Source organism: Kribbella sp. NPDC104740, from assembly GCF_055583505.1.
Window position 1 is genome coordinate 162,324 of the sequence record NZ_JBVJNV010000004.1, and the last position, 16,218, is coordinate 178,541.

Below are 16,218 nucleotides of genomic sequence, written 5' to 3' on the forward strand. Positions count from 1 at the left end.
TCACCACCCGTCCGTCGACAAGGAACGCGCATGAACACGACCACCCGCCGAGGCCTCGCAGCCGGCGCCGTACTGCTGCTGGCCGCCCTCACCGGCTGTGCCGAGGACACCCCGGCCGCCGCGCCCGGCGACGCCACCGGGCCGGTCGCGGTGCAGGCCTCCGACGACGGCTGCGAGCTGAGCCGCCGCGACGTGAAGTCCGGGACCAGCACGTTCTCGGTCTCCAACGGCGGCAGCAAGGTCACCGAGTTCTACGTGTACGCCGAGGGCGACCGGGTGATGGGCGAGGTCGAGAACATCGGCCCGGGCCTGAAGCGCGACCTGATCGTCGAGTTGCCGACCGGCAAGTACCAGGCGGTCTGCAAGCCGGGCATGATCGGCGACGGCATCCGCGGCGACCTGACCGTCACCGGTGACGCGGCCGCGCAGGTCGACACCGACACCGCGCTCAAGGACGCCACCGTCAGCTACCAGCGCTACGTCAACTCCCAGGCCGTCGCGCTGGAGGAGAAGACCACCGACTTCGTCAACGCGGTCAAGGCCGGTGACGTCGCCAAGGCCAAGGCGCTGTTCCCCGTCTCCCGTACGTACTGGGAGCGGATCGAGCCGGTCGCGGAGTCGTTCGGCGACCTGGACCCGAAGATCGACGCCCGCGTGAACGACGTCGAGCCGGGCACCGAGTGGACCGGGTACCACCGGATCGAGCAGGCGCTGTGGGAGAAGAACTCCACCGCCGGCATGGCCAAGTACGCCGACCAGCTGCTCGTCGACGTGAAGACGGTGGTCGCGAAGGCCAAGACCGTGCAGCTGAACCCGCTGCAGCTGGCCAACGGCGCCAAGGAGCTGCTGGACGAGGTCGCCACCGGCAAGATCACCGGTGAGGAGGACCGCTACTCGCACACCGACCTGTGGGACTTCCAGGCCAACGTCGAGGGTTCGCAGGCCGCGATCCAGGCGCTCCGCCCGGCCCTGCAGCAGCGCGACGCCGCGCTGGTGACCACGCTGGACACGAACTTCAAGGCGGTCTTCGCGGCCGTCGACAAGTACCGCGTGGGCGACGGTTTCAAGCCGTACCAGCCGACCGCCGACGAGCGGAAGGCGCTGGCCACCGTGGTCGACGCGCTGGCCGAGCCGGTCAGCAAGGTCGCCGGAGTCATCGCCAAGAAATGAGTGAGCCGAAGAAGGGCCTCTCCCGCCGCGGCCTGTTCGGCGCGGCGGGAGCCGCCGTCGCCACTGGAGTCGCCGGATATGCGGCTCATTCAGTGGTGAGTCAAGAGGAGTCGCACGCGGCGGACTCCACCGGCCCGGTGGAGTTCTACGGCAAGCACCAGGCCGGCATCGTCACCCCGGCGCAGGACCGGCTGCACTTCGCGACCTTCGACGTCACCACCGACAAGCGCGACGCCGTCATCTCGCTCCTCAAGGAGTGGACGGCCGCCGCCGCGCTGATCACCGCCGGCCGCGACATCGGTCAGTACGGCGCGGTGAACGGCCCGGCCGAGGCGCCGCCGGAGGACACCGGTGAGGCGGTCGGCCTCCCGCCGGCGCGGCTCACCCTGACCATCGGGTTCGGTCCGAGCTTCTTCCAGGATGCCAAGGGCAACGACCGTTTCGGCCTGAAAGCCAAGCGCCCGCAGGCCCTGGTCGACCTCCCGCACTTCATCGGCGACAACCTCGACCCGGCCCGCAGCGGCGGCGACATCGCCGTACAGGCCTGCTCGGACGACCCGCAGGTCGCAGTGCACGCGATCCGCAACCTGGCCCGGATCGGCTTCGGTACGACGGCCGTCCGCTACTCCCAGCTCGGCTTCGGACGCACGTCGTCGACCTCGCGCGCGCAGACCACGCCGCGCAACCTGTTCGGCTTCAAGGACGGCACCAACAACCTCAAGCTCGAGGACACCGCGAAGCTCGAGGACCAGCTCTGGGTGCAGCCCGAGGACGGTCCGGAGTGGATGGTCGGCGGCTCGTACCTGGTCTCGCGCCGGATCCGGATGACGATCGAGACCTGGGACCGGACGCCGCTCAGCGAGCAGGAGATGATCGTCGGCCGCGGCAAGGGCACCGGCTCTCCGCTGGGCAAGTCCGACGAGTTCGACGCGATCGACTTCACCGCGAAGACCGCCGACGGCGAGCCGAAGGTCGCCACCGACGCGCACATCCGGCTCGCGCACCCGCAGTTCAACAACGGCGCCGAGCTGCTCCGCCGCGGCTACAACTTCGTCGACGGTTCGGACGGCCTCGGCCGCCTGGACGCCGGTCTGTTCTTCCTGGCCTACCAGCGTGATCCGCGCAAGCAGTTCATCCCGATCCAGAACCAGCTGGCCCGCTCCGACGTGATGAACGAGTACATCCGCCACGTCGGCTCCGGCATCTTCGCCTGCCCAGGCGGCGTACCGGCGGGCTCGTTCTGGGGCGAGAAGCTCTTCAGCTAGCCCGGAACTTCCGTACGGCGTCGGCGGGGTCGCCGGACTTCACCAGGGCCTCGCCGACCAGTACGACGTCCGCGCCCCAGTCCCGGTACTCCGCGACGTCCTCCGGCCCGGCGACGCCGGACTCGGCGACCTTCACGCGGTCGGCGGGGATGTGCGGCGCGAGCTTCTGGAACACGGTCCGGTCGACCTGCAGCGTGGTCAGGTCGCGGGCGTTGACGCCGAGCACCTGAGCGCCGGTGGCAGCGGCGCGCTCCAGCTCCTCCAGGGAGTGCGACTCGACCAGCGGCGTCAACCCGAGCTCGCCGGCCAGCCCGATCAGGTCGCCGAGCAGGGCGTCGTCCAGCGAGACGACCATCAGCAGCGCGAGGTCCGCGCCGAACGCGCGCGCCTCCCACAGCTGGTACTCCTCGACGATGAAGTCCTTGCGCAGCACCGGTACGCCGACCCGCGCGCGGACCGCGGTCAGGTCGGCCAGCGACCCGCCGAACCGGCGCTGCTCGGTCAGCACGCTGATCGCCGCGGCACCGCCGTCGGCGTACCGGGCCGCGAGGCCCGCCGGGTCGGGGATGCCGGCCAGCTCACCCTTGCTCGGGCTCTTGCGCTTGACCTCCGCGATGATCGACACCCCGTCGGCCCGGAACCCCGGCAGCGGGTCGAGCGCCGGGGGCAGATCGGCGACCCGCGCCTTCAGCTCGTCCAGCGGCACTTGCCGCTGCCGTTCGGCCAGGTCCTCGCGGACCCCGTCCAGAATCCCGTCCAGCACGCTCATCGCGTCGTCCTCCCGTGGTCGCTCCCACCGTCCACCGTACGCCGATGCCTGCGGCAACCAACCCGCCGTGGCAGGAACTCGACGCGCCGACCTTTGCAGCAGGACGCAAATGAACCGGCGTGACCCTAGAGTCCGTGCCGTGGCCAACAACTACGGACCCCAGTACGGCGGCTACCCCGCGCCGCCGCCGCCCCCGCCGGCCCGGAAGTCCCGCGGCGGGCTGATCGTGGTCGGCATCGTCGGCGTGCTCGCCGTGATCGGCACCGCGATCGTCCTGATCGGCGGCCGTGACGACGACCCCGCGGACGCGATCCCGGGACCGGCCACGACCCGGCCGGTCGACGAGTCGCCGTCGGTGCCGAGCGGCAGCCCGACGGCCGCCGACAGCCCGAGCGCCAAGCCCAGCCCGAGCGGGCCGCCGGTCTGCAAGGGCTGCTTCCCCGGCGTGACGGTCACCGGACTCGTGAACACGCTCAAGTCCAAGGGGTACACCTGCAAAGAGGACCGGGTGCTCGGGATCGAGTGCGACAAGGGCAACCTCGAGATCGGGATCGACCGCGCGTACTCCAACAAGGGCTTCGTCGAGAGCGTCGACGTCGGCGGCCGGGCCACCGGCAAGGGCGAGTTCCCGCAGGGACCGGGCCAGGCGTTCGCGACGCTGAAGGCCGGTCTGCCCGGCGTCCTCCCGCTGGCGGTCTTCGACGCGGGGGTCCGGCAGCAGATCACGGCCTTCACCAACCAGCACGCCGGCCAGCCCAACGGCGGCCCGAGTGCGGTCAAGGAGGCCCGGTACGGCGTCTTCCGGCTCTCGATCCACGGCTACAGCGGAGCGACCGTCGGCCGCGGCGCTCGCGCCAGCTCCAGCTTCTCGACCTCGGTCACGGTCTACGCCGCGTCGGCGTTCGAGTAAAAGGTTGCGCCCGGCACCCGTGAAGGGGCCGGGCGCAACGACGTACGGACTACTTCACCGCACCCGCGGTGACGCCGGCGACGAAGTGCCGCTGGGCGAGCAGGAAGCCGATCACGACGGGGATGCTGACCACCAGGGCAGCGGCCATGATCTGGTTCCAGTAGATGTTGGTCTGCGTCGAGTACTGCCGCAGACCGACCGACAGCGTCCGGTTCGCCTCGGTCGTCATCACCGACGCGAACAGCACTTCTCCCCAGGCGGTCATGAACGAGTAGATCGCCACCGCGATCACCCCCGGCCGGGCGGCCGGCAGCACGACGCGCCACAGTGCGCCCATCGGCCCGCACCCGTCGACCATCGCCGCCTCGTCGAGCTCGCGCGGGATGCTGTCGAAGTACCCGGCCAGCATCCAGATCGAGAACGGCAGGCTGAACGTCAGGTAGGTGATGATCAGCCCGAGCCGCGTCCCGACCAGCTGGACGCCGAGCCCGTTGTTGATGTTCACGAAGATCAGGAACAACGGCAGCAGGAACAGCACGCCCGGGAACATCTGCGTCGACAGCACCGTGGTGGTGAAGACCGTCCGGCCGCGGAACTTGAACCGTGACACCGCGAACGCGGCCAGAATCGCCAGCACCACCGAGAACACCGTCGCGGCCACCGACACGATCGTCGAGTTCACGAAGTACCGGGCCAGCGGCACCGTCTTCCACATGTCGATGAACGGCGCGAAGGTCAGGTTCGACGGCCACCAGGTGAACGCGCCCTGGACGTCCTTCAGCGGTTTCAGCGACGACGTGATCATCACGTACAGCGGCACCAGCACGAACAGGCCGAGCACGACCAGCACGACACCGCGGTAGATCTTGAAGCCCTGGGTCTCACGCACGGCGCGACCTCCTTCCGGTGACGAACAGGTAGATGCCGGTGACGATCATCAGGAAGATCAGCAGCAGCACCGACATCGCGGCCCCGGTCCCGAAGTTCCAGGTCAGGAACGAGGCGTTGTAGATGTGGAAGGTGATCAGGTCACCGGCGGGCGGCTGCGCCGTACCGAACAGCACGTACGGCGTGTTGAAGTCGCTGAACGTCCACAGGAACAGCACCAGCACGAGCACCAGGTTCACCGGCCGCAGCGACGGCAGCGTGATGTTGCGCCACTGCCGGATGTTGCCGGCGCCGTCGACCGACGCGGCCTCGTACAGGTCGCCGGGAATGCTCTGCAGCCCGGCCATCAGGGTGAGGAACGCGAACGTCCACAGCTTCCAGGTGGCGACCACGATCAGCGAGACCAGCGCGTTGCCGCCGATCAGCCAGAACGTCGTCCCGTCGCTGAGGTGCAGCTGCTCGAGCACGTGGTTCACGGCGCCGGTGTCGCGCTGGAGCATGAAGTTCCAGGTCAGGATCCCGGCGTACGCCGGGAGCGCGTACGGCACCAGGAACATCGTCCGGAGCAGCCCGCGGCCGCGGAACGGCGGCTGCAGCGCGACCGCGGCGGCCATCCCGAGCAGCCAGGACAGCGCGACGGTGACGAGCGAGAAGACGACCGTGACGCCGAACGACTTCAGCAGGCCCTCACCGACGGCGTTGTTGAAGTCGAGGGCGACCTTGTAGTTGCCGAGCCCGGCGCTCGGGGCGGCGGACCAGTTCGCGATGAAGAACTTGGTCAGTTTCACGAAGCTCATCCAGATCCCGACGATCATCGGGATGATGTGGATCAGCAGTTCGGCCAGCACCGCGGGCGCCAGCAGCAGGTACGGAAGCCACCGGTTCAGACCGGGCCGGTGCTCGAGACCGCGTTGCTTCTTCTTCTTGGCAGGTGTCGCGGCGGCCGGCGTCGCGTCCTGTGTGGCGACGGACATCTCGGGGTCGCCTCCTGTCTTCTGGGTGCTGGTGGGCTGACGTGGGCAGTGGCCCGGGCACGATCACCCGGGCCACTGGTCGCTACGTCAGCTGCTCGCGGCCACCTGGTCCTGGGCGGTCTGCAGAGCGGCCTTCACGTCGTCGGCGGACACCGTCCCACCGGTGGCGATCTTGGCGAACATGGCGTTCATCGCCTTGCCCACGGTCGACTCGAACTGGTCCTCGGCCGGCACCAGCGGCAGCGGCTTGGACTTGGTGTTGTAGACGTCCTGGAACGTGGCCGCCTCGGCCGCGTCCGTGGTGAACACCGGCTTGGCGTCCTTCAGCACCGGCAGCGAGCTGAACGGCTTGCCCAGCGTCGTCTGGGTCTGCGCGTCCGTCATGTACTTGACGAACTTCAGCGCCGCGTCCTTGTTCTTGGTGTTCTTGAAGATCGACAGGTTGATCCCGGCCACGTGGCTGGCGACCTGCTCGCCACCGCTCGGCGACGGGAACGGCACGACGCCGTACTCGCCGGCCTTCATGCCGTTGGCGACGATCGAGGAATCGGCGTTGTTCTGGTTGATCACCATCGCGACCTTCTTGGTCGCGAAGTCGTTCACCGACTTGGTGCCGTTGTCGTACTGCGCGTTGGCCGGGTTGGCGACCTTGTCCTTCTGCATCAGGTCGAGGTAGCGCAGCACGCCCTGGACGTTGCCGTCACCGGTGAAGGTCGGCTTGCCGTCGGCGTCGAACCAGTCGGCCTTGTTCTGCGCGGCGTTGATGAACGCGAAGTGCACGTTCTCGGTGTAGCTGCCGGCCGCCAGCGCCATGCCCCACTGCTTCTTGGCCGGGACAGTCAGCTTCTGCGCGGCGCTGACCATCTCCTCCCAGGTCTTCGGCGGCTGCAGGCCGGCCGCGGCGAACATCGCCTTGTTGTAGTACAGGCCGTAGGCCAGACCGTAGAGCGGGACCGACGTCGGGTCGGTGCCTTCCTTGCCGCCGGTCGCCAGAGCCGTCGGCACGAACTTGTCCTTGCCACCGATCGCGGTCATCGCGTCGCCGTCGAACGGCAGGAACGCGTCGGTCGCCTGCAGCGAGGCGGCCCAGGTGTTGCCGATGTTGACCACGTCGGGCGCCTGGCCGGAGGTGATCGCGGTCTGGATCCGGGTCTGCAGGTCGTTCCAGCCGATCACCTCCAGGTTGACCTTCACACCGGTCTCCTGGGTGAACTTCTCCAGCACCGGGGTCAGGACCTGCTTGTCGTTGTCCAGGCTGGTTCCCTGGTTGCTGGCCCAGTAGGTCAGCGTGGCGTCGCCGCCACCACCGCCGGAGGAATCACCGGAGTCGCTGCCACCACAGGCGGCCAGGCTGATTCCCAGGGCGGACACCGCTACTGCGGCTACAAGCGAACGCAGTCTCACGTCGGACTCCCTCGTCCCATCGAGCCTCCGGCAGGAGAGCGGAGGCTGGTCCGGCCATAGTGGCCTAACCGGTTAAGTTGGTAAACCCTAACCGGTTCAGTCGGGTCGCGTTCGTTACTGCTCCGTGACCAGAACGGAACCGGCTGCGGGTTATCCGCAGCTTCGCGCACGAGTGCGCAGCTTATGGTTGCAGCGATGTTGCGGTTTTGGTCTAGTACGGCGCTCGCGCGCTCGACTCGCGGGTCCGCAGTACCCCGCCGGGAGCCTCCACATGCAGCTCGGAGTCGCCGGCGGCGATCCGGAACAGCAGGTCGGCGGCCGCGCGGCCGCGCTCCATCGTCTGCTGGTCGACCGCGGTGATCCCCGGCCGGGCCAGCTCGCACAGCGGCGAGTCGTCCCAGGCCACGATCGACAGCTCGTCCGGTACGACGGTGCCGAGCTCGGTGGCCACCCGCAGCGCCGCCACGGCCATCAGGTCGTTGCCGAGCACCAGCGCGGTCGGCCGGTCGCTGTCGGTCAGCACCTGCCGGGTGATGTCGGCGCCGTCCTCGTACCGGTAGCTGCCCTCGTGGTGCCGCACGCGGATGCCACGGCGTACGGCGTGCTCCTGGAGCAGCTGCACGCGGAGCTGCTCGTGCACGAAGTGGAACGGCCCGCTGACGTGGGCGATGTCGCGGTGGCCCAGCTCGACCAGGTGGTCGAGCAGCAGCACCACGGTCTCCTCCGGCGAGCTGATCAGCCGGCCGACACCGTCGTCGGGCGCGTTGGAGCTGACCACGACACCCGGCACGCCCAGCTCCTTGAGCAGCGTGATCCGCGGGTCGTCGTGGTGCTCGTCGAACAGGATGAACCCGTCGACCCGGCCCTGCCGGCTCCAGCGCCGCAGCACGTCCAGGTCCTCGCCGTGCTCACCGGTGAGCCGCAGCAGCAGCGAGGAGTCGACCTCGTTCAGGTACTGCTCGATGCCGACCAGCGTGCGCATGTAGAACGCTTCGGTGGAGATCAGCTCGGGGTCGCGGGCGATCACGATGCCGATCGTCCGGGTCCGGCTCGCCGACAGCGCGACGGCGGCCGAGTTCGGGTGGAAGCCGAGCTCCTCGGCCAGCTCGAGCACCCGGCGCCGGGTCTCCTCGCTGACGCCGGACCGGCCGTTCAGCGCGTACGAGACCGACGCCTTCGAGATGTCCAGGCGCCGGGCCAGATCGCTGATCGTGACCCGGCGGCCCGGGCGAACGGCACCGCCCGCCGGGCTGTCGCCGGCGGCCTGATCGCTGTCCAAGGTCATCTGAGTCTCCCGCCCCGCATGTCGGGGAGAGTAGCAGCGCGTCTCACCGACAGGCCGTCGTCCGGCGGCGGCCGCGCGTTGTGGATAGCGTTATCCCATGGTTGAGCGCATGGACTTCCTGCCCTGGGAGTACGCCGGTCGCGCGTCCGCGCAACAGCGGGCCGAGCAGGCCGAACACCAGCAGCAGCTGACCGGCCGGGTCGAGCTGGCGGCCGACGTGTACGTCGCGCCGACGGCCGCCGTCTACTGTGACGAACTCCGCATGGGGGAGCGGTCGTACCTGGCCGCGAGCAGCTACGTCACCGGCGAGATCAGCATCGGCGCCGACTCCACCGTCAACCCGTACGCCGTGGTCCGCGGCAAGATCACGATCGGCGACGGCGTCCGGATCGGCGCGCACGCGTCGCTGCTGGCGTTCAACCACGGCAGCGAGCGCACCGACCAGCCGATCTTCCGCCAGCCGCACACCGCCCGCGGCATCACCGTCGGCGACGACGTCTGGATCGGCTCGAACGCGATCGTCCTGGACGGCGTGACGATCGGCCCGCACTCGATCATCGGAGCCGGAGCGGTCGTCACCAAGGACGTGCCGGCGTGGTCGGTAGCCGCAGGCAACCCAGCAAAAGTCATCCGAGACCGCCGTCACCCTGCAAGAACTCCTGCCATCTCCTCTGAAAGACTTTCTGCTTTTGCCTCTCGCGCTCGCGACCAGGTCGGCGACCTTCTCTCGCGCTGCTACGACGGCACCCGCTTCATCGACCGCCCCGGCGTCCCCGCCGAGCCCGCGATCCGCCCCTGGTGCGACGCGATCGAGATCTCCGACCTCCTCCTCCGCCGTACGCCGGAGGGCCACACCGCCGACGACCTGATCCGCCGCCTCCGCTCCCGCCAGGACCCGGCGACCGGCCTGGTCGCCCCCGGCGACCTCGCCGCCGACGACAAGCCCGACTTCACCGGCCTCGACGTCCTCGAAGGCCCGGCCAGCTACCACATCCTCTGCGTCGGCTACGCCCTCCAGCTCCTCGGCAGCAGCTTCGAGCACCCGATCGCCCTCCCTTCCGATCTCACCCAGCGCCTCGACGCGTTGCCCTGGGCAAGGAACGCCTGGAGCGCAGGCAACGGCCTGGACGCCCTCGGCACCGCGATGGCCCGCAACCTCCACGACCACGGCGAAGACCCCGGCGACGCGTTCTTCACCACCTTCGGCTGGCTCACCACCCGCGCCGACCCGGCGACCGGCGCCTGGGGCAACCACCACCCCGACGACGGCTGGCTCCAGGTCGTCAACGGCTTCTACCGCCTCACCCGCGGCACCTACGCCCAGTTCGGCCTCCCGCTGCCGTATCCCGAGCAGGCGATCCGGACCGTGCTCACCCACGCCCAGGACCGGGCGGTCTTCTCCGGCGACGGCTACAACGCCTGCAACGTGCTCGACGTCATCCACCCCCTTTGGCTGGCCGGCCAGCAGACGGCGTACGGGCGTGCGGAAGGCGAGCGCTGGGCGGCAGGGATGTTGGACGGCATCCTGACCCGCTGGGTCGACGGCGAGGGCTTCGCCTTCGCCCCGGACGGCAGCGACGACCGGTCGGTGCCGGGGCTCCAGGGCACCGAGATGTGGCTGGCCATCATCTGGCTGCTCGCCGACTACCTCGGTACCGCGGAGCCCCTCGGCTACCAGCCGCGTGGGGTGCACCGGCCGGACCCGCTGGTCACGCCGCCCGGGGGTCATCTACTAGCCTGAGCCGGTGGACCCCCGGACCCGACGGCTCGTCACCTCTGTCGTACTGCTGGCCCTTGTCGCCATCGTGGTGGTGGCCGCGCTCATTCGCTGACCTTGCCGGAGCGCAGCACGTGGTACGGCTGGCTCGACAGGTCCTCGGCCAGGCCCGGGTGCAGCGCCTGTCCACCGTCCTCGTGCCGGAGGCTGAAGAAGTACATCAGCGGGTACGTCGACGCGGTGTATTCAGCCGGGACCGTACCGGTGAACGTCTCCCCGGCCGCCTCCATCGGTGTCTCCTGCCACGCCTCCGACTGGTCCACGTGGCGGTAGTGCAGCGTCGCACCGGCGGCCCCGGGAGCCTCCAGCGCCAGCACCAGTGCCTGCCCACGCTCGAACGCCTCCGGTACCACGTGCTTGACGCCTGTCGTGTCCGGCCGAGCCACGACAGGCTGCAGCGAGGAGTGCGCCTGAGTGCCTGCTGCTTCGTCCAGTTCGGCGGTGAGCGCAGCCAGGTCCGCGTCGATGTCCGGCACCCGGTCCGCCCAGTGCCCGTGCTCGGAGGCCTCGATGCCGAACCGCAGGTCCCGCTGGTAGACCCCCGCGACCAGCGCCGGGATCTCGGCGTACGCGTCCCGTGCCACCCGGTAGCGGTCCAGCGCTGCCTTCAGCGACTCCACCTCACCAGTCGCCCGGTAGCTGGAGTAGTCGACCGCCGCCTGGAACTTCCCGGCGAAGAACCGGCCCAGCCGGACCAGCACCTGCGCGTCGATGACCGTACGCCGTACCTGCGCGTCCGTCCGGTCCGCTACCTGCTCAGCCCTCTCCAGCGCCTTCTCGCCGTCAGCAGTGAGCTGCTCGATCCAGGCGGCGACCTCCAGCGGCGTGTACTTCGCGGAGACGTTGCCGGCGGCCCGAGCCGCGACGTACTCGTCGATGCCGTAGAACGTCGTCGGGTCGAACGGGCTGACGCCACCCCAGTTGGCCGGGGCGTCGGTGTCCCCGGCGTAGTGCTGCGAGTGCAGCCGCGAGGAGATCGGCAGGTTCAGGTAGACCTCCGGCCAGTAGCCGTTGTTCGACCCGCCGACGCCGTGCACGACAGTCACCAGCGGCAGGATTCGGCTCAGTGAGCTCAGTGCGCTCTCCACATCCGCCGCCGCTTCGCCGTACGTCGCCCGTAGGTGGCGCTGCCAGGTCTCGGACGCCGCGTCGGGGTTGTACTGCAGCCGGCCCCACAGCAGGTAGCTGTAGCGGTACTTGGTCCACTCCCGGTTGCCGGGCAGCCGCAGATCGTCGCGGACGTACGGATCCCGCCTGCCCTGATGGCCGCTCCCGTGGCGGCCCTTGAAGAACAGCGGCTCGCACAGGTCGACCCCGCGAGAGCCACCGAACGTGGCCAGCCGCCCGTACCCGGCAGCGATCGCCGGATCGCCCCACAGCAACAGCTTCTGCGTCCCCGGCCAGATCCGGAACATCAGGTCGACCGTCCGGTCCTCGCGCAGGAAGTCGCCGTACCCGTACCGGGTGAACCGGCGGGAGAACTCGGTGATCCCCTTCATCTCGTGCCCGGCCGGGATCGGCTTGGCCGTCTCCCGGGCCCGGATCGACGCCTGGTGGTACGGCAGCCCGACGTGCTCGGCCCAGTACTTCGCGGACAGCACGGGGGACAGGTTCGGCAGGTCGACCGCGTCCAGCAACGCCTGGTCGACGCCCTTGGCGTGCATGTCGATCTCCAGCGGCCGCCCGGCCGAGTTCGCGCCCTCGAAGACGGCCCGCCAGAAGATCTCGTGCTGCGCGTCCGGGATCCCGCCCTCGTAGTGGACCCGGAAGGTCAGCCCGTCGATGTCCGGCACCTCGGCCAGCAGCTTCGCGATCCCGGCCTTGCTGTACGCCGCGTGGTTGTTCGGGCCGACGCCGTGGACCGGGAACCGGTGCACGGAGTCGCGGCCGTAGTCGTAGGCGTGGTTCCACAGACCGAGCTGGAACTTCAGCCCGCGGCGCTTGCTCTCGGCCGCGACGAATCGCAGCGTCTCCAGGTTGCGTCGCCGCTCGGGCTCGGTGATTCCGCCGACGCTGACGTCGTACCCGTCGACGTCGAAGAGGAACGGGTAGACGAAGCACAGGTAGTTGTCGGTGGCGCCGTGCCGGTCGGCGCCGTAGTTGTACTGCATGCCGAGCGCGAGGTGGAACCGGTTGAACCGGCACGCGGCCATCCAGGTCAGGTACTCGGTCCAGAACTGCCGGTCGTGGAACCAGGACAGGTCCTCGTCCACGCTGGAGAACGACCGGACCACACCGCGGACCGGGACCGCGGGCTGCTCCGCGAACGGCGTCGTACCGGCCAGGTCGTCGCCCGCGGCGGCGCGGTCGGCCAGCTCCAGCAGCGCGCACCGGAACCCGATCTCGTCGTTGCTCACGACAACGATCTCGGCACCGTCGCGCAGTACGGCGTACGCCTCCGGCACGGCCGCGAGGTCCGCGCCGGGGAACTCGTCGGGCGTCGCCAGCCGGATCGTGGCGGCGGTCCGCGTCTGGTCGAGCTGCTCGGTGGCCCAGGTGACGACCGGGCCGGAGGTGACAGGGTTGGTTTCGTTCCTGGTGACAGGCATGCGGCTCCTACTTGCCGTCGAGGGTCTTGCGGGCGTCGGCCACGAACTTCGGCACGCCCTGCTTGATCGAGATCTTGTTGAACGCGATGTCCTGACTGGTCTTCAGCAGCAGGTCGCCGACCGCGGTGGACGCGGCCGGACTGGCCTGCGGGGGAGCGAAGGCGTTCTTCAGCGCCAGGTCGGTGTAGGCCAGCACCTGCTTCTCGCTGGCCGACAGGTCGCTGCCCTTCAGCAGCACGTCGCGACCGGTGGCCGAGGCCGGCGGCCCGCTGATCAGCCGCAGCGTCTTCGCGGCCTCCTCGCCGTTGGTGAACCAGTTGATGAACGCGGCGGCGTCGTCCGCGCGCTGGCTCTTGGCGTTCAGTGACAGGTAGCTGCTGGGCGCCGGGAATGTCCCGCACTTGCCGCCCTTGGTGTAGCGCGGCGGCAGCGTGATGTCGATGGTGTGGTCGGTCAGGTCCTGGAAGCCGCCCTTGAGGTTCGGCGTGTGGATGTGGCCGAGCGCCGCCTGCTTCTTGACCAGCGGCAGCGTCGGCCAGTCGCCGTACACGGCCTGGGCGGCGATGTCGGCCGGGATCGTTCCGCCGCTGGAACGCAGCGCGGCCCAGTACTCGAACCACTCGGTCAGCGTGTCCTCGGTGAACGCGAGCGTGCCGTCCTGGTACAGCTCCTCGCCCTTGCCCCGCAGGAAGATCTGCAACGACGTCGCGTCGCCGCTCGGGTCCTCGGAGCCGTAGATCTTCTTGCCCGACTTCTGCCGGACCTCGTTGGCCAGCTTGGCGTAGTCGTCCCAGGTCCAGGTCTCCTGCGGGTGCGCCAGCCCGAGCTGGTCGAGCACGGTCACGTCGTACCCCATGCTGTAGGCGCCCATCGCGACCGGGATGCCGAACTGCTCGCCCTTGAGCTGGCCCTGGCTGAGCAGGTTCTTGTCGAACGGCGTCGCGTCGATGGTGTCGGGGATGTACTTCTGCAGCGACTGCAGGGCGCCGGCCGCGCCGTACTGGCCGATCCGGGCGATGTCGATGTTGATCACGTCGGGCGCGTTGCCGCCGGCCATCTGGGTGGCCAGTTTGTCCCAGTACTCCGCGGTGGCGGTGCCCTCGAAGACCATCTTCACGTTCGGGTGGCTGGAGGTGTACTGGTCGGCGAGCTTGCCGCGCAGGCCGAGCTTGGTCGGGTCGCCGTAGCTGCTGAACCGGACCGACTCCTTGGCCTCCTTGGCCGCGGGGTCGAGGTTGCAGGCCGACAGCACCGGTGCGAGCAGGCCGGCCGCGAGTCCGGCCTGCAGGAAACGCCTTCGGCTGAAGTCTGTGGTCATGGCGGGATTCCTTTCGGGCTAGCCCTTCAGGCCGGTCGTGGCGATGCCCTCGACGATGCGGCGCTGGGCGAGGAGGAAGACGACGAAGGTCGGCACCAGCGACAGCACCGACATGGCCAGCAGCTGCCCGTACGACGAGTCGCCGGTCGCGTCGACGAACCGGCGCAGGGCGACGGGCACGGTCTCGCTGCTGGGGTAGGACAGGTAGATCAGCTGGGCGAAGAAGTCGTTGTAGGTCCAGATGAAGGTGAAGATCATCGTGGTGATCAGCACCGGGCCGGTCAGCGGCAGGATGATGCGGCTGAAGATCCGGACCTTGCCGCAGCCGTCGATCATCGCGGCCTCGTCCAGGGTGCGCGGGATGGTCCGGATGAACTGGACCATCAGGAAGATGAAGAACGCGTCGGTGGCCAGGAACTTCGGCACCACCAGCGGCAGGTAGGTGTTCACCCAGCCCAGGTTGAAGAACAGCACGTACTGCGGGATCAGCAGCGCGTGGGCCGGCAGCATGATCGAGCCGAGCATCACCGCGAAGAACACCTTCTTGCCGCGGAACTCCAGCCGGGCGAACGCGTACGCCGTCAGCGTGCAGGCGATCACGTTGCCGGCCACGGCCAGCGCCGCTATCAGCATCGAGTTCAGGTAGAAGCGGGTGAAGGTGGGATCGGTGGCGGTCCAGCCGCTGACGTAGTTGCGCGGGTCGAGCGAGGACGGGAAAGGGTTCAGCTGGGAGAAGATGTCGGTCTCGTCCTTGAACGAGCCGCCGACCATCCACAGCAGCGGGTAGATCATCACCAGCGCACCGGCGACCAGTCCGAGGTGGACCAGCCAGCGGCGGCGTACGGGAGCTTGCTGGAGTGTGCTCATCAGCGGTCCTCGTAGTAGACCCAGCGGCGGGCCAGGCCGAAGTTGATCAGCGTGAAGGTGGCGATGATCAGCAGCAGCACCCAGGCCATCGCGCAGGCGTAGCCCATGTTCAGGTTCGTGAAACCCTGCTGGTACAGGTAAAGCGTGTAGAAGAGGGTGGAGTCCGACGGGCCGCCGCTGCCGCCGCTGACGACGTACGCGGGGGTGAAGGCCTGGAACGCCTGGATGATCTGCAGCACGACGTTGAAGAAGATGATCGGTGTCAGCAGCGGTACGGTGACCGACCGGAACCGGCGCCACGCGCTCGCGCCGTCGACGGACGCCGCGTCGTACAGCTCCTGGGGGATCTGTTTCAGGCCGGCCAGGAAGATCACCATCGGCGAGCCGAACTGCCAGATGTTCAGCAGGACCAGGGTGTAGAGCGCGGTGTCGGGGTTGGAGATCCAGCTCCGTCCGGCGACGCCGAAGAATGCCAGGAAGGCGTTCAGGACACCGTCGTCGTCGAAGAGCTGGCCCCAGATCACCGCGATCGCGACGCTGCCGCCGAGCAGGGACGGGATGTAGTAGATCGACCGGTACCAAGCCATGCCGCGCAGCGGGCGGTTGAGCAGAACGGCGACCGCCAGCGCGAACCCGAGCTGCAGCGGGACGGTCAACGCGACGTAGATGAAGGTGACCTTCAACGACTGCAGGTAGCGCGGGTCGTCGGTGAACATCTTCAGGTAGTTGCCGAAGCCGTTCCACTCGGGCGGCTGGAGCAGGTTGAACTTGGTGAACGACAGGTACAGCGAGCCGAGCAGTGGCCCGGCAGTGAGCAGCACCAGCCCGACGAACCACGGCAGCAGGAACAGGTACGCGACCCGGTCGGTCCGTCGGCGCGGCTTCGCGGGAGCGGGTGGCGCGGGGATCTCGACCGTCGGGTCGCGGCCGGCCGGAGCGGAGATCTCGGTACTCGTGCTCATCGGGCCTCCTTCTTCATCGGTGTAGAAACCGGCCGGAACAAGGCAGGACAGATCTCCGGGGGTTCTCACCAAGTGAAATC

At 68.9% G+C, this 16,218-nt stretch carries 13 protein-coding genes; 4 read left to right on the top strand and 9 right to left on the bottom strand.

All coding sequences use genetic code 11. The features are described 5' to 3' along the window. Nucleotides 1-30: 30 nt before the first annotated feature. Together efeO and efeB are read left to right on the top strand one after the other, a co-directional pair. Nucleotides 31-1,170, top strand: coding sequence for an iron uptake system protein EfeO (efeO, locus tag ACZ6Z4_RS21765; RefSeq protein ID WP_465567280.1), 1,140 nt, complete (start codon nt 31-33; stop codon nt 1,168-1,170). Further along, a complete protein-coding gene (efeB, locus tag ACZ6Z4_RS21770) occupies nt 1,167-2,435 on the top strand; it encodes an iron uptake transporter deferrochelatase/peroxidase subunit (RefSeq protein WP_465567283.1) in 1,269 nt (422 codons plus the stop codon). Before efeO ends, efeB begins: the two co-directional genes overlap by 4 nt. Here the strand turns inward: efeB and trpC are convergent. Beyond that, nucleotides 2,428-3,204 carry an indole-3-glycerol phosphate synthase TrpC gene (gene trpC, locus ACZ6Z4_RS21775; RefSeq protein ID WP_465567286.1) on the bottom strand — a complete coding sequence of 259 codons (777 nt, stop codon included), beginning with the start codon at nt 3,202-3,204 and terminating at the stop codon, nt 2,428-2,430. The two genes, efeB and trpC, sit on opposite strands and share 8 nt — an antisense overlap. A 139-nt stretch (nt 3,205-3,343) precedes the next feature. Between trpC and ACZ6Z4_RS21780 the strand changes: the two genes are divergently transcribed. Continuing rightward, nucleotides 3,344-4,114: a hypothetical protein gene (locus tag ACZ6Z4_RS21780; RefSeq protein WP_465567291.1), complete on the top strand. Its 771-nt coding sequence runs from the start codon at nt 3,344-3,346 to the stop codon at nt 4,112-4,114. Nucleotides 4,115-4,163: 49 nt separating this feature from the next. Here ACZ6Z4_RS21780 and ACZ6Z4_RS21785 read toward each other — a convergent pair whose 3' ends face one another. From ACZ6Z4_RS21785 to ACZ6Z4_RS21800, 4 genes are all read right to left on the bottom strand, one after another. After that, nucleotides 4,164-5,003 (bottom strand): carbohydrate ABC transporter permease, encoded by an 840-nt coding sequence (locus tag ACZ6Z4_RS21785; protein ID WP_465567294.1) that lies wholly within the window; start codon nt 5,001-5,003, stop codon nt 4,164-4,166. Beyond that, nucleotides 4,996-5,976, bottom strand: a complete 981-nt coding sequence (locus ACZ6Z4_RS21790) for a carbohydrate ABC transporter permease (protein ID WP_465567297.1) — start codon at nt 5,974-5,976, stop codon at nt 4,996-4,998. Before ACZ6Z4_RS21790 ends, ACZ6Z4_RS21785 begins: the two co-directional genes overlap by 8 nt. Before the next feature lie 87 nt (nt 5,977-6,063). Beyond that, entirely contained in the window at nt 6,064-7,380 is a 1,317-nt protein-coding gene (locus ACZ6Z4_RS21795) for an ABC transporter substrate-binding protein (protein ID WP_363665857.1), read from the bottom strand. Between the two features lie 211 nt (nt 7,381-7,591). Next, nucleotides 7,592-8,665, bottom strand: coding sequence for a LacI family DNA-binding transcriptional regulator (locus tag ACZ6Z4_RS21800; RefSeq protein ID WP_465567302.1), 1,074 nt, complete (start codon nt 8,663-8,665; stop codon nt 7,592-7,594). Nucleotides 8,666-8,762: 97 nt separating this feature from the next. Here ACZ6Z4_RS21800 and ACZ6Z4_RS21805 point away from each other — a divergent pair, with 97 nt between their 5' ends. Beyond that, nucleotides 8,763-10,406: an acyltransferase gene (locus ACZ6Z4_RS21805; RefSeq protein ID WP_465567305.1), complete on the top strand. Its 1,644-nt coding sequence runs from the start codon at nt 8,763-8,765 to the stop codon at nt 10,404-10,406. Nucleotides 10,407-10,486: 80 nt separating this feature from the next. Here ACZ6Z4_RS21805 and ACZ6Z4_RS21810 read toward each other — a convergent pair whose 3' ends face one another. From ACZ6Z4_RS21810 to ACZ6Z4_RS21825, 4 genes are read right to left on the bottom strand one after another with little or no spacing between them, the layout of a single operon-like run. Further along, a complete protein-coding gene (locus ACZ6Z4_RS21810; RefSeq protein ID WP_465567309.1) occupies nt 10,487-12,991 on the bottom strand; it encodes a hypothetical protein in 2,505 nt (834 codons plus the stop codon). 7 nt (nt 12,992-12,998) lie between these two features. After that, nucleotides 12,999-14,309, bottom strand: coding sequence for an ABC transporter substrate-binding protein (locus ACZ6Z4_RS21815; protein ID WP_465567313.1), 1,311 nt, complete (start codon nt 14,307-14,309; stop codon nt 12,999-13,001). A gap of 18 nt (nt 14,310-14,327) precedes the next feature. After that, nucleotides 14,328-15,176 carry a carbohydrate ABC transporter permease gene (locus ACZ6Z4_RS21820; RefSeq protein ID WP_363665847.1) on the bottom strand — a complete coding sequence of 283 codons (849 nt, stop codon included), beginning with the start codon at nt 15,174-15,176 and terminating at the stop codon, nt 14,328-14,330. Further along, on the bottom strand, nt 15,176-16,138 hold the full coding sequence (locus ACZ6Z4_RS21825) for a carbohydrate ABC transporter permease (protein ID WP_465567317.1): 963 nt from the start codon (nt 16,136-16,138) through the stop codon (nt 15,176-15,178). The genes ACZ6Z4_RS21820 and ACZ6Z4_RS21825 overlap by 1 nt, the downstream gene beginning before the upstream one ends. Nucleotides 16,139-16,218: the final 80 nt, after the last annotated feature.

Bases quoted from the DNA above. Each gene is read 5' to 3' on its own strand.
- ACZ6Z4_RS21800 (WP_465567302.1), bottom strand. From the start codon at position 8,665: ATGACCTTGGACAGCGATCAGGCCGCCGGCGACAGCCCGGCGGGCGGT.
- efeB (WP_465567283.1), top strand. From the start codon at position 1,167: ATGAGTGAGCCGAAGAAGGGCCTCTCCCGCCGCGGCCTGTTCGGCGCG.
- ACZ6Z4_RS21820 (WP_363665847.1), bottom strand. From the start codon at position 15,176: ATGAGCACACTCCAGCAAGCTCCCGTACGCCGCCGCTGGCTGGTCCAC.
- ACZ6Z4_RS21815 (WP_465567313.1), bottom strand. From the start codon at position 14,309: ATGACCACAGACTTCAGCCGAAGGCGTTTCCTGCAGGCCGGACTCGCG.
- efeO (WP_465567280.1), top strand. From the start codon at position 31: ATGAACACGACCACCCGCCGAGGCCTCGCAGCCGGCGCCGTACTGCTG.
- trpC (WP_465567286.1), bottom strand. From the start codon at position 3,204: ATGAGCGTGCTGGACGGGATTCTGGACGGGGTCCGCGAGGACCTGGCC.
- ACZ6Z4_RS21825 (WP_465567317.1), bottom strand. From the start codon at position 16,138: ATGAGCACGAGTACCGAGATCTCCGCTCCGGCCGGCCGCGACCCGACG.
- ACZ6Z4_RS21790 (WP_465567297.1), bottom strand. From the start codon at position 5,976: ATGTCCGTCGCCACACAGGACGCGACGCCGGCCGCCGCGACACCTGCC.
- ACZ6Z4_RS21810 (WP_465567309.1), bottom strand. From the start codon at position 12,991: ATGCCTGTCACCAGGAACGAAACCAACCCTGTCACCTCCGGCCCGGTC.
- ACZ6Z4_RS21805 (WP_465567305.1), top strand. From the start codon at position 8,763: ATGGTTGAGCGCATGGACTTCCTGCCCTGGGAGTACGCCGGTCGCGCG.